The sequence below is a fragment of the Pseudomonas sp. MPR-R2A5 genome (assembly GCF_058793055.1).
The window spans coordinates 1-12,740 of the sequence record NZ_JBXAFK010000089.1 but is presented as its reverse complement, the minus strand read 5'-3'; the positions used below and the strand labels follow the sequence as shown (position 1 = coordinate 12,740).

Here is a 12,740-nt window from a genome sequence, read left to right as displayed (position 1 = left end):
CGCGAGCAAGCTCGCTCCTACAAAAGGCGATGTACGCTTAACTGAACGGCATTAGGGCAAGCCCGCTCGCCACAACAAGCCCGCTCGCCACAGCTACAGTGTTCCCCCCCTGAACCGACTGGCATTAGGGCTTGCCCCCTCCCATATTGAAGTCAGAGCGGCGTCAGCACATTCATCAACATGTTGCACATGTAGGCCAGCAGGTCGTTGCAGGCCTCACGCGATTGCAATCGGTGTCACACCTTGCTGAAAAACTCCACGTTGGCTGGCGATAACTATTTACTCGCGCCCAAGGAGATGAGAAAAGCTCTGCCAACTTCCTGGATATGGACGTCACATGCCTCGCTCAAGCCTTATCACCCGGCTATTGGTCGCACTGTTGGTCGGCGTGGCGCTTTGGTACGTGTGGATGATCGCCAGTGCCAAGCTCGAGTGGGGCGGCAGCAGCCCCGAGCAACACTGGCTGGGCACGGTGCCTGGCGTGCAAACGCGGGCGGTCAGCCAATATTGCACCGGTGTGCTGGTAACGCCCCAGGGCACCTGGCTGGTGGGGCGGCTGGAGGATGCCTACGAACCGTTCCAGCCGTCTGCCGCCATGGTCGACCTGAATGCCGTACTGCACGGCAAGGCGCCCGCACCGCCAAAGGAGCCGGGTGCCTTTGGCAGCCTGATCCCGAGCCGCGAGCGTGAAACCACGTTTATTTCGCGCCTGGATGCCAACGGCCAATTCACCCCTGTGGCCCATCTCAGCGGCGCAGCGTGTTTGGTGGCCAGCCCGGATGGCGCCCACCTGTACCTGTTGAGCGACGCGAACCGTCCCGATGACGCCGCCGCCCAGACCGTGGTATTTCGCAGCGATGACCAGGGCCAGCACTGGACATGGATGGCCGCAGGCTTTTTCCCGGAGGCGGACCGGGTGGCCGACAACCTGACCCCGTATTTCTACAACAAGGACGAGGTGTGGGCCTGGGGTTCACCCGGCACCGCGGACGACGAGGCCAGCGCCGACCCTTCCGGTGCAATTCCCACGGGCGTGTATTACTCCAGGGACGGCGGTGCCCACAGTGCGCCGGTCGTTGCACCTCAATCCTTGCTGGTACCGCGTGAGTACGCCCAAGGCAAGCGCCCGGACATCGTCGAATGGCGCACGGCCGAAGGGGAGTCCGGCGACGTGCGCAGCCATGTCCTGCAACAGGATGCCCAGCACGCAATGATCTGGGTGTCCCAGCGCTTTTGGGGCAGCCACCCCGACGGCCAGAGCAACAACCTGGCGATCGATATCACCACCCGTGCGTCGTTAACCCGCACGACCGGGGGCTGGCAGGTGGGGCGCCTTGAGCGTGAAGATGGCCTGTTTGTCACGGCGCTGGCGGACAACGGGGATGGCCGCGTGATCGGCTTGATCGACCGGGGCGGATATGGGCATACCGTGGTGGCCGAACTGAACACCACCACCCTGGCCTGGCAGCCCTTGAGCGACTTGCCCAGTGTGTTCTCGCCGTTGGCTGCCGACACCCAGGCCCGCGGGCTTTGGGTGGGGCGCAACAGCCTGTTGCTCAACACGTCCAGCGAACACCATCCGCCACGCTGGCTCTACTGGTGGGGGGACGCAAATATTTCCGCCGAGGCGGTGTTTTACTCCAAAGACTGGGGTCAGTCATGGCAGCGCCTGGCGGTGGATGGCTACATGGGGGTACGCGGCTTCGACGGTGGCAGCGACCGGGTGTTCTGGAGCCAACAAAAGAGCGCCGATGACACCGGCATAGGTTCCTACAGCTTGCACTAACCCAGCGGTTCAAGCTCCCCACCGCAGGTTACAGCGGGGTCAGCACATTCATCACCGTATCCAACGCCACCCGCGTGTCATCCAGTTGCACCAGCGACGCATGCCGCGCGCCGAGGGCGTCGCGGTTCTGGATCGCGGTGAGGATTGCCTTGTGCCGGGGCAGGCTCAGGCCCTGGATATCCGGGCGGCGGTTGGTGATGCTGATCGACTCGCGCAGCGGCAGCGACAACATGTTGCACATATAGGCCAGCAGGTCGTTGCGGGTGGCATCGGCAATCGCGCGGTGGAAGTCCAGGTCGGCCTGCAACAGCTGCTCGTGGGTCTGCGCGGTTTCCATGCCCAGGTAGGCTTTTTCGATGATGGCGATGTCTTCATCAGTGGCCGTGGTCGCGGCCATGGCGGCGATTTCAGGTTCGAGGATGCGCCGCACGCCCGCCAGCGTATTGAAGAACTCGCTATGGGGCGTGGACTGCATCAACCAGGACAGCACGTCCGGGTCGAGCAGGTGCCATTTCACCCGAGGCCGCACCACGGCGCCCACGCGGGGCTTGGAGTACACCAGGCCCTTGGCGCTGAGTACCCGTGTCGCTTCGCGTAATACCGAGCGGCTGACCTTGTACTCCTCGCAGAGCGTGGCCTCCATGGGCAGTCTTTCTTCGGGCTTGAAGCGACCGGAAACGATGTGCATGCCCAAGTCCTGAACGATCTGGGCATGCATGCTCTTGCGCGGCTTGGACGGCGGCTGATCCATAACGACAGGGATGCTCTGGCTTAAATTCGCGGCATCATAGCATCCCAATTAGTGGGAATGCCGAGGGACTTCCGCCCCTCGGCAACCGACCAGGAAGTCAAAGTCGCAACCCTGGTCGGCCTGCAGCACATGGTCGATGTACAGCTGGCGATAGCCGCCGACGATCAGGTTCTGCGGCGGGTTCAGGTCGGCCATGCGCGCCGCCAGCTCGGCGTCGGGGATGTCCAGGTGCAGGCGGCCGTTGGCGCAGTCAAGTTCGATCCAGTCGCCTTCCTGCACGGCAGCCAACGGTCCGCCGGCCGCGGCTTCCGGCGCCACATGCAAGACCACCGTGCCATACGCCGTGCCGCTCATGCGGGCATCGGAAATCCGCACCATGTCGGTCACGCCCTGGGCCAGCAGCTTGGCCGGCAAGCCCATGTTGCCGACTTCGGCCATGCCTGGGTAACCCTTGGGCCCGCAGTTCTTCATGACCAGGATCGAGTTGGCGTCCACGTCCAGCTCCGGGTCGTTGATGCGGGCCTTGTACATGTCGAAATTCTCGAACACCACCGCACGGCCGCGATGCTGCATCAGCTCGGCGCTGGCCGCCGAAGGCTTGAGCACTGCGCCCAATGGCGCCAGGTTGCCGCGCAGCACGCAGATGCCGCCGTCGGCGCGGATCGGGTTGTCGAGGGTGCGGATCACTTCGTCCTGGCCGTAGATCGGCGAGTCCTGGGTGTTTTCGCCCAGGGTCTTGCCGTTGACGGTCAAGGCGTTCGGGTGCGGGATCAGGTTGGCTTCACCGAGGCGACGCAGCACGGCGGGCAGGCCACCGGCGTAGTAGAACTCTTCCATCAGGAAACGCCCCGACGGTTGCAGGTCGACGATGGTCGGCATGCCACGGCCGATGCGGGTCCAGTCGTCCAGGTCGAGCTCGACGCCGATGCGCCCGGCGATGGCTTTCAAATGGATCACGGCGTTGGTGGAACCCCCGATGGCCGCGTTCACGCGGATCGCGTTTTCGAACGCCTCCTTGGTGAGGATCTTCGACAGCTTCAAGTCTTCGCGCACCATCTCGACCGCACGCATGCCCGACATATGAGCCAATACATAACGCCGCGCATCCACGGCGGGGATCGCCGCATTGTGGGGCAGGGACGTGCCCAGCGCCTCGGCCATGCAGGCCATGGTCGACGCGGTGCCCATGGTGTTGCAGGTGCCCGCCGAGCGCGACATGCCGCCTTCGGCCGCGAGGAAGTCATCCAGGGTAATGGTGCCGGCCTTGACCTGTTCACTGAGCTGCCACACCACGGTGCCCGAGCCAATGTCCTGGCCCTTGTGCTTACCGTTGAGCATCGGCCCACCCGTGACCACGATGGCCGGCACGTCGCAACTGGCCGCGCCCATCAGCAGGGCCGGGGTGGTTTTGTCACAGCCGGTCAGCAGCACCACACCGTCGATCGGGTTGCCGCGAATGGCTTCCTCCACGTCCATGCTCGCCAGGTTGCGGGTGAGCATGGCGGTGGGGCGCAGGTTGGATTCGCCGTTGGAGAACACCGGGAATTCCACCGGGAAGCCGCCGGCCTCGATCACGCCACGTTTGACGTGCTCGGCGATCTGGCGGAAATGCGCGTTGCACGGGGTCAGCTCCGACCAGGTGTTGCAGATACCGATGATCGGCTTGCCATGGAACTGATGGTCGGCAATGCCCTGGTTCTTCATCCAGCTGCGGTACATGAAGCCGTTTTTGTCGGCGGTACCAAACCACTGGGCGGAGCGTAGGCCGGGCTTTTTATCAGACATGATCGATTCTCTTATTGTATGACTATATGTTCTATCTGAAGCTAAACATAAGCGCAAAATCGACGCTTTGGAAGTGTTGTTTAGTAAATAGTACTACTATATAGTCGATCTCAACTGAGGGTTGGCCCTGGCGGATTTTCGCGAGAGGCGTCCCCCGAGCTTCTATAAGAACAACAATCGGAGATCGACCCCCATGAGCCAGGAACTGCGGCTTATCCGGCGCATTACGCTGAAACTGATTCCCTTCCTCATCCTGCTGTACCTGATCGCCTATGTGGACCGATCGGCGGTCGGGTTCGCCAAGTTGCACATGGGCGCCGACGTCGGCATCGGTGACGCGGCCTACGGCTTGGGCGCGGGGCTGTTCTTCATTGGCTACTTCCTGTTCGAGATCCCCAGCAACCTGATGCTCGACCGCTTCGGCGCGCGGCGTTGGTTCGCACGCATCATGCTGACCTGGGGCGCGATCACCATTGGCATGGCGTTTGTGCAGGGGCCGCACAGCTTCTACGTGATGCGCTTCCTGCTGGGCGCGGCCGAAGCGGGGTTCTTCCCCGGCGTGCTGTACTACATCACCCAATGGTTTCCGATTCGCCATCGCGGCAAGATCCTCGGGCTGTTCATCCTGTCCCAACCCATCGCGATGATGATCACCGGCCCGGTCTCCGGTGGCTTGCTGGGCATGGACGGCATCCTCGGGCTGCACGGCTGGCAGTGGCTGTTTATCGTGATCGGCACCCCGGCGATCCTGCTGACCTGGCCGGTGCTGCGCTACCTGCCGGATGGCCCCAAGCAGGTCAAATGGATGAGCGACGATGAAAAAGCCTGGCTCACCGGCGAGCTGAATAAAGACCTGCAAACCTATGGGCAGACACGTCACGGCAACCCGTTGCACGCCCTGAAGGACCAGCGTGTGTTGCTGCTGGCGCTGTTCTACCTGCCAGTGACTTTGAGCATCTATGGCCTGGGCCTGTGGCTGCCGACCCTGATCAAGCAGTTCGGCGGCACCGACCTGGTCACCGGTTTTATCTCCGCCGTGCCGTACATTTTCGGGATCATCGGCCTGCTGATCATCCCGCGCAGTTCCGACCGCCTGAATGATCGCTACGGCCACCTGGCCGTGCTTTATGTACTGGGCGCCATCGGCCTGTTCTTCAGCGCCTGGCTGAGTGTGCCGGTGCTGCAAATGGCCGCGCTGTGCCTGGCGGCCTTCGCGCTGTTTTCCTGCACGGCGGTGTTCTGGACCTTGCCGGGGCGCTTCTTTGCCGGCGCCAGTGCGGCGGCGGGCATTGCCTTGATCAACTCGGTGGGCAACCTTGGCGGCTATATCGGTCCGTTCGTGATCGGTGCACTCAAGGAATACACCGGCAACCTCGCCTCGGGCTTGTACTTCCTGTCCGGGGTCATGGTGTTCGGGCTGGTCTTGACCGGCGTGGTCTACCGCCTGCTGGAGCGCAAGCACGTCCTGCCGGTCGATCAATTCGCCGCCAGTGCCCGTGGCGCCACACGTACTTAATCAGGGAGAAGCTTCATGCGTTTAGTGCAGTTCGAATCAAACAACGGTGAGCGTCGGGTCGGCGTGGTGGAAGGCAACCAACTGCGCGAAGTGCAAACCGCGCGCAGCGTGCGCGAACTGGCACTGGCCGCTATCGAGGCGGGCATCAACTTGCAGCAGCAGGTAGAGCGTCTCGGCCTGGGCGCCAGCCATGACTACGCGGCGTTGCTGGCCGACCTGAAAGTCCTGCCGCCGCTGGACCACCCGGACCCGGCCCATATGCTGATCAGCGGCACCGGCCTGACCCACCTGGGCAGCGCCTCGGCCCGCGACAAGATGCACCAGGGCGCTGACGAAACCGCACTGACCGACACCATGCGCATCTTCAAGTGGGGCCTGGAGGGCGGCAAGCCAGCAGCCGGCCAGGCGGGCGTGCAGCCCGAGTGGTTCTACAAGGGCGATGGCCGCATCGTCGTGCGCCCGGGTGCGGCTTTTCCGGTGCCGCCGTTCGCCGAAGACGCGGGCGAAGAGCCCGAGATCGGTGGCCTGTACGTCATCGGCCCTGACAGCAAGCCTTATCGCCTGGGGTTTGCGGTGGGCAACGAGTTCTCCGACCACGTCATGGAGCGCAAGAACTACCTGTACCTGGCCCATTCCAAACTGCGCAGTTGCAGCTTTGGCCCGGAGCTGCGCGTGGGCGAGTTACCGCAGCACCTGGCGGGCACCAGCCGCATCTTGCGTCACGGCGAGGAAATCTGGCGGAACGAATTCCTCAGTGGCGAGGCCAATATGTGCCACAGCCTGGAAAACCTCGAATACCACCATTTCAAGTACAGCCAGTTCCTGACCCCCGGCGATGTGCATGTTCACTTCTTCGGCACCGCCACCCTGTCATTCGCCGACGGTATACGTACCCTGCCGGGCGATGTGTTCGAGATCAGCCAGGCCGAGTTCGGCGCGCCGTTGATCAACGGTGTCGGCAGCAGCGATGCGGCATTCGAACCCGGCCAAGTCACCCCCCTTTAAGGAGATCAACATGCCCCAGTTCCTCGGCCACAACTATATCGGCGGCCAGCGCAGCGCCAGCGGCAGCGTCAAGCTGCACAGCGTCGATGCCAGCACGGGCGAAGCCTTGCCGCAGGCGTTCTACCAGGCCACGCCGGAGGAGGTCGACGCCGCCGCCCAGGCCGCCGCTGCGGCTTACCCGGCCTACCGCGCCTTGAGTGCCGCGCGCCGCGCGCAGTTCCTGGACGCGATCGCCGACGAGCTGGATGCCCTGAGCGATAATTTCATCGAGTTGGTCTGCCGCGAAACCGCGCTGCCCGCCGCACGTATCAAAGGCGAGCGTGGGCGCACCAGCGGCCAGATGCGCCTGTTCGCTACGGTGCTGCGCCGGGGTGATTTCTATGGTGCCCGTATCGACAAGGCGTTACCCGATCGCCAGCCGCTGCCACGCCCGGATCTGCGCCAATACCGCATCGGCCTGGGCCCGGTCGCCGTGTTTGGCGCGAGCAACTTTCCCCTGGCGTTTTCCACGGCGGGCGGCGACACCGCTGCCGCACTGGCGGCCGGCTGCCCGGTGGTGTTCAAGGCCCACAGCGGGCACATGGCCACGGCGGAACAGGTGGCCGATGCGATCATGCGCGCGGCTGCGGCCAGCGAAATGCCGGCGGGTGTGTTCAATATGATTTTCGGCGGCGGCGTTGGCGAAGCGCTGGTCAAGCACCCGGCGATCCAGGCAGTGGGCTTTACCGGCTCGCTCAAGGGTGGCCGCGCCTTGTGCGACATGGCGGCGGCGCGCCCGCAGCCGATCCCGGTGTTTGCCGAGATGTCGAGCATCAACCCGGTGATTGTATTGCCCCAGGCGTTGCAGGCCAGGGCCGACACCGTCGCCCGCGACCTGACCGCCTCGGTGGTGCAAGGCTGCGGCCAGTTCTGCACCAACCCCGGCCTGGTGATCGGTATCGCGTCGCCGGCGTTCACTGCGTTCACCCAGCAGGTGGCGCAATTGATCGGCGATCAACCCGCACAAACCATGCTCAATGCCGGCACCCTGGGCAGCTATGCCAAGGGCCTGGAGAAACTCCTGGCGCACCCTGGCATCCAGCACCTGGCGGGCAGCGTCCAGGCCGGCAACCAGGCGCAGCCGCAAGTGTTCAAGGCCGATGTCCGCCTTTTGATCGACGGCGACGAAGTGTTGCAGGAGGAAGTCTTCGGCCCGACCACGGTGTTCGTCGAAGTCGCCGACCAGGCCCAACTCACTGCCGCTTTGCACGGCCTGCACGGCCAGCTCACGGCGACGATCATTGGCGAACCGGCGGACTTTCAACAGTTCGCCGAGCTCACGCCGCTGCTGGAACAGAAAGTCGGGCGCATCCTGCTCAACGGCTACCCGACCGGCGTGGAAGTCTGCGATGCGATGGTCCACGGCGGGCCGTACCCGGCGACCTCCGACGCCCGTGGCACCTCGGTCGGCACCTTGGCCATCGACCGTTTCCTGCGCCCGGTGTGCTTCCAGAACTACCCTGATAGCCTGCTGCCCGACGCGTTGAAAAACGCCAACCCATTGCGTATCCAGCGTCTGGTGGATGGCACGCCATCGCGCGACCCGCTGTAAACCACAATCAGGAGGCGACATGTCGTGTACCGCTGTCACTGAACACCGTGCGCAACTGGGGGAGGGCCCGTTCTGGGACGTGCCGACCCAGGCGCTGTACTGGGTCAATATCGCCGGCAAACAGGCACTGCGCCTGATGGGCGGGCACTTGCAGATCTGGCAGCTGCCCGAGCACGTTTCGGCGTTTATCCCGTGTGAAAGCGGTGATGCGCTGGTGACCTTGAGCAGTGGCGTCTATCGGCTGGACCTGGCGACCCAGGCCCTGACCTTGCTCTGCGTGGCCGACCCGCAACCGGGCAACCGTGGCAATGAAGCCCGCTGCGATGCCCAGGGCCGCCTGTGGCTGGGCACCATGCAGAACAACATCGGCGAACACGGCGAAGACCTGCCGATCACGCGGCGCTCCGGTGGCCTGTTTCGCATCGATGCGGACGGGCAGGTCACGCCATTGCTGCACGGCCTGGGTATTCCCAACACCTTGCTGTGGAGCGAGGACGGCAGCCAGGTGCATTTCGGCGACAGCCTGGATGCCACGCTCTACCAGCATGCGATCCAGGCCGACGGTCAACTGGAGCCCGCAACGCTGTGGTTCGGCCCGCACGTACGCGGCGGGCCGGATGGCTCGGCCATGGACACTGAAGGCTACATCTGGAACGCCCGTTGGGACGGCAGTTGCCTGCTGCGCCTGACGCCCGATGGTGAGGTGGACCGCATTATCGAGTTGCCCGTGAGCCGCCCCACCAGTTGCGTATTCGGTGGCCCCAACCTCACGACCTTGTATATCACCAGCGCCGCCAGCCCATTGGATCACCCTCTGGACGGCGCGGTGCTGGCCATCGAAGTCGATGTACCCGGCAAGCCTTGCCATCGCTTTGCCGGTTAGCTGTAGGCGCGAGCGTGCTCGCGAAAAGCTTGAGCGCGCCGTGTGCATTCAGGATGTACGCGTCATCGTTAACGTTTTTCGCGAGCAAGCTCGCTCCTACAAAAAACAGCAAACAAAAAACAACAACAAGGAGTCACCCGTATGAAACGTCGTCGTGGTTTGCGTTCCCTGTGCTGCGCCGCTGTGGCGGTCTCGGCCATGAGCTTGAGCGGGCTGTTGCTGGCCGCTGAAGAAGTGAAGATCGGTTTTCTGGTCAAGCAGGCCGAGGAGCCGTGGTTCCAGACCGAATGGGCCTTTGCCGAAAAAGCCGGCAAGGAACATGGCTTCAAGGTGATCAAGATCGCCGTGCCCGATGGCGAGAAAACCCTCTCGGCCATCGACAGCCTGGCCGCCAACGGCGCCAAGGGCTTTGTGATCTGCCCGCCGGACGTGTCCCTGGGCCCGGCCATCGTCGCCAAGGCCAAGGCCAACGGTTTGAAAGTGATCGCCGTGGATGACCGCTTTGTCGATGCCAAGGGCAACTTCATGGAAGACGTGCCGTACCTGGGCATGGCTGCGTTTGAAGTGGGCCAGAAACAAGGCGCGGCCATGGCGGCCGAAGCGAAAAAACGCGGTTGGGACTGGAAGGACACCTACGCGGTGATCAACACCTTCAATGAACTCGACACCGGCAAGAAACGCACCGACGGCTCGATCAAATCCCTGGAAGAGGCCGGTATTCCCAAGGACCACATTCTGACGGCTGCGCTGAAAACCCTCGACGTCCCCGGCAGCATGGACGCCACCAACTCGGCCCTGGTCAAGCTGCCCGCCGGCGCGAAAAACCTGATCATCGGCGGCATGAACGACAACACCGTGCTCGGCGGCGTGCGTGCCACTGAGAGCGCCGGCTTCGCCGCCGCCAATGTCATCGGCATCGGCATCAATGGCACCGACGCCATCGGCGAACTGAAGAAACCCAACAGTGGCTTCTTCGGCTCGATGCTGCCCAGCCCGCATATCGAGGGCTACAACACCGCGAAGATGATGTTCGACTGGGTGACCACCGGCAAGGAACCACCGAAATACACGGCCATGGACGAAGTGACCCTGATCACCCGCGACAACTTCAAGCAGGAGCTGGAAAAAATCGGCTTGTGGAACTGATAGGTTTTTTCTCGCCGTTGCACTGCGTCCACACTTAACACTGATCCAATGTGGGCGCTGTCGAGCTTTAGCGAGGCAGCCTCGCTAAAGCTCGACAGCGCTTATATAAACCGCGTCAGTCAGCGGAGAACTTGAAGACGGTGTTCTGCCGATAAGTCTGTCCAGGGTCCAGGCGGGTTGACGCAAACTTGGGCTGGTTCGGCGCATCCGGGAAATGCTGGGTTTCCAGGGTGAAGCCACTCCAGTGCAGGTAGGTCTTGCCGCCCTTGCCCTTTACCGAACCGTCGAGGAAGTTGCTGGTATAGAACTGCACCCCAGGTTCGGTGGTGTACAACTGCAAGCGCCGTCCGGAGGCGGGGTCGTGTACCTCGGCGGCGAGTTGTTTGATATTGCCTTGGGTGTCCAGCGCCCAGTTGAAATCAAACCCGCCCTGTTTGGGCTCGGCAAATTTGAGCTGCGGATGGTCATCCTTGATGTGCTGGCCGATAGGCGTAGGTTTCAGGAAATCCATTGGCGTGCCTTTGACCGGCGCCAGTTCGCCCGTGGGAATCAAGGTGGCGTTGACTGGCGTGTAGTGGCTTGCATGCAAGGTCGCGACCTGCTTGAGGATGTCGCCATTCCCCGCGCCGGCCAGGTTGAAATAGCTGTGGTTAGTGAGGTTAAGCACCGTGGGTTTGTCGGTGGTGGCGGTGTAGTCGATATGCAGTTCATTCTGGTCATTGAGACGATAGGTGACCTCGGTTTTCAGGTTGCCAGGGAAGCCCATTTCACCGTCCTTAGACAGGTAGCTCAGCTTCACACCGACGGAATCCTTATCCTTGACCGGCTCGGCTTTCCACACCTGCTTGTCGAAACCCTGGGCGCCGCCATGCAGTGAATTGGGGCCGTCGTTGAGTGGCACCTGGTAGCGCTTGCCGTCGAGCTCAAAGGCGCCGCCCGCCAGGCGATTGCCAAAGCGCCCGATGGTCGCGCCGAAAAACGCCGTGCCGGCCTGATAGCCCTGTACGTCGTCAAAGCCCAGGACCACGTCGTCGAGCTTGCCGTGTTTGTCCGGCACCTTCAGCGACTGCAGCACACCGCCGTAAGTGATCACCGTGGCTTGCATGCCATGGCTGTTGCGCAAGATGTACTGCTCGACGGCAGTGCCGTCGTTGGTTTTACCGAAAGGTTTTTGCTCGCTGGACAAACCGGCTGCCTGGGCGCCACCGCTGGCGATCATCATGGACAGCGCCAGGCCGGACAGCAGGTATCGAGGGTGCTTCATGGTCGAACTTCCTTTTGTTGTTTTGGATGGAATAGTTCTACTAATGTGCGATATTTTGTCGATATGACAGCGAATTTATAGCCTTAAACGCCAATTTCGTAAAATAAAATAAGACTAATTGATCGAGGCATCCTTTTATGAGTACTGAACACGCCGTTTATCCCGACCTCAACGGCAAGACCGTATTGATTTCCGGGGGCGCCTCGGGGATCGGCGAATTCATGGTGCGGGCCTTCGCCGCGCAGGGTGCCAGGGTCGGGTTTGTGGACCGCGCGCAAAGCCAGGGCGAACGCCTGGCGGCCCTGTTGAGTTCACGGGGGCATGCCGTGGAATTCGTGTGCTGCGACATCACCGATGAAATCGCCTACAAGGCGGCGATAGGGCGCTTCGAGCATTCCCTGGGGCCGATCACCGTGCTGGTCAACAACGCCGCCAATGACGTGCGCCACACCCTGGAAGAAGTCGATTCGGAAACCTTCGACAAGCTGATCTCCGTCAACCTGAAACACGCCTTCTTTGCCGCCAAGGCCGTGGTGCCGATGATGAAGCGCGCCGGCAGCGGCTCGATCATCAACCTCGGCTCCGTCGGCTGGATGATGGCCTCGGCCGGCTATCCGGTGTACGCCGCCAGCAAGGCCGCCGCCCACGGCATGACCCGCGCGCTGGCACGGGAGTTGGGGCCGAACCGTATCCGTGTGAACACGCTGGTGCCGGGTTGGGTGATGACTGAAAAACAGCTGGCCATGTGGGTGGATGACGCTGCCAAGGAGCTGATCAGCCGCAGTCAGTGCCTGCCGGGCAGTGTGCTGCCGGAACATATCGCCAATATGGCGTTGTTTCTTGCTTCCGATGCGTCGGCGATGTGTTCGGCGCAGAATTTTATTGTGGATGGTGGTTGGGTCTGAGCCTGGAACCCTTGTCCAGACAACAGAGGCCAATGTGGGAGGGGGCTTGCCCTAATGCCGTTCAGTTAAGCGTACATCGCCTTCTGTAGGAGCGAGCTTGCTCGCGAA

At 62.5% G+C, this 12,740-nt stretch carries 10 protein-coding genes; 7 read left to right on the top strand and 3 right to left on the bottom strand.

Annotated elements, in window-relative coordinates:
* Window positions 1-337: 337 nt before the first annotated feature.
* Window positions 338-1,786 (top strand): hypothetical protein, encoded by a 1,449-nt coding sequence (locus AC1Q6I_RS34060; protein WP_024074760.1) that lies wholly within the window; start codon window positions 338-340, stop codon window positions 1,784-1,786.
* Window positions 1,787-1,814: 28 nt separating this feature from the next.
* Here the strand turns inward: AC1Q6I_RS34060 and AC1Q6I_RS34055 are convergent, their stop codons facing one another.
* Both AC1Q6I_RS34055 and AC1Q6I_RS34050 read right to left on the bottom strand, forming a co-directional pair.
* Entirely contained in the window at window positions 1,815-2,537 is a 723-nt protein-coding gene (locus tag AC1Q6I_RS34055; RefSeq protein ID WP_024074761.1) for a FadR/GntR family transcriptional regulator, read from the bottom strand.
* A gap of 48 nt (window positions 2,538-2,585) precedes the next feature.
* Window positions 2,586-4,322: an IlvD/Edd family dehydratase gene (locus tag AC1Q6I_RS34050; RefSeq protein WP_102625366.1), complete on the bottom strand. Its 1,737-nt coding sequence runs from the start codon at window positions 4,320-4,322 to the stop codon at window positions 2,586-2,588.
* A 193-nt stretch (window positions 4,323-4,515) separates the two neighbouring features.
* Here AC1Q6I_RS34050 and AC1Q6I_RS34045 point away from each other — a divergent pair, with 193 nt between their 5' ends.
* The 5 genes from AC1Q6I_RS34045 to AC1Q6I_RS34025 all read left to right on the top strand — a co-directional run bounded on the left by AC1Q6I_RS34045 (window position 4,516) and on the right by AC1Q6I_RS34025 (window position 10,463).
* Entirely contained in the window at window positions 4,516-5,838 is a 1,323-nt protein-coding gene (locus tag AC1Q6I_RS34045; RefSeq protein WP_102625367.1) for an MFS transporter, read from the top strand.
* A gap of 15 nt (window positions 5,839-5,853) precedes the next feature.
* Window positions 5,854-6,843, top strand: a complete 990-nt coding sequence (gene araD1, locus AC1Q6I_RS34040) for an AraD1 family protein (RefSeq protein WP_102625368.1) — start codon at window positions 5,854-5,856, stop codon at window positions 6,841-6,843.
* 10 nt (window positions 6,844-6,853) lie between these two features.
* A complete protein-coding gene (locus tag AC1Q6I_RS34035) occupies window positions 6,854-8,434 on the top strand; it encodes an aldehyde dehydrogenase (NADP(+)) (protein ID WP_102625369.1) in 1,581 nt (526 codons plus the stop codon).
* A 19-nt stretch (window positions 8,435-8,453) separates the two neighbouring features.
* On the top strand, window positions 8,454-9,317 hold the full coding sequence (locus AC1Q6I_RS34030) for an SMP-30/gluconolactonase/LRE family protein (RefSeq protein ID WP_102625370.1): 864 nt from the start codon (window positions 8,454-8,456) through the stop codon (window positions 9,315-9,317).
* A gap of 141 nt (window positions 9,318-9,458) precedes the next feature.
* Window positions 9,459-10,463 carry a substrate-binding domain-containing protein gene (locus AC1Q6I_RS34025; RefSeq protein ID WP_024074767.1) on the top strand — a complete coding sequence of 335 codons (1,005 nt, stop codon included), beginning with the start codon at window positions 9,459-9,461 and terminating at the stop codon, window positions 10,461-10,463.
* Between the two features lie 115 nt (window positions 10,464-10,578).
* On the opposite strand, the gene AC1Q6I_RS34020 is transcribed toward AC1Q6I_RS34025, so the two are convergent.
* On the bottom strand, window positions 10,579-11,727 hold the full coding sequence (locus tag AC1Q6I_RS34020; protein WP_024074768.1) for an aldose epimerase family protein: 1,149 nt from the start codon (window positions 11,725-11,727) through the stop codon (window positions 10,579-10,581).
* A gap of 137 nt (window positions 11,728-11,864) precedes the next feature.
* On the opposite strand from AC1Q6I_RS34020, the gene AC1Q6I_RS34015 reads away from it, so the two are divergent.
* On the top strand, window positions 11,865-12,632 hold the full coding sequence (locus AC1Q6I_RS34015; RefSeq protein ID WP_024074769.1) for an SDR family NAD(P)-dependent oxidoreductase: 768 nt from the start codon (window positions 11,865-11,867) through the stop codon (window positions 12,630-12,632).
* Window positions 12,633-12,740: the final 108 nt, after the last annotated feature.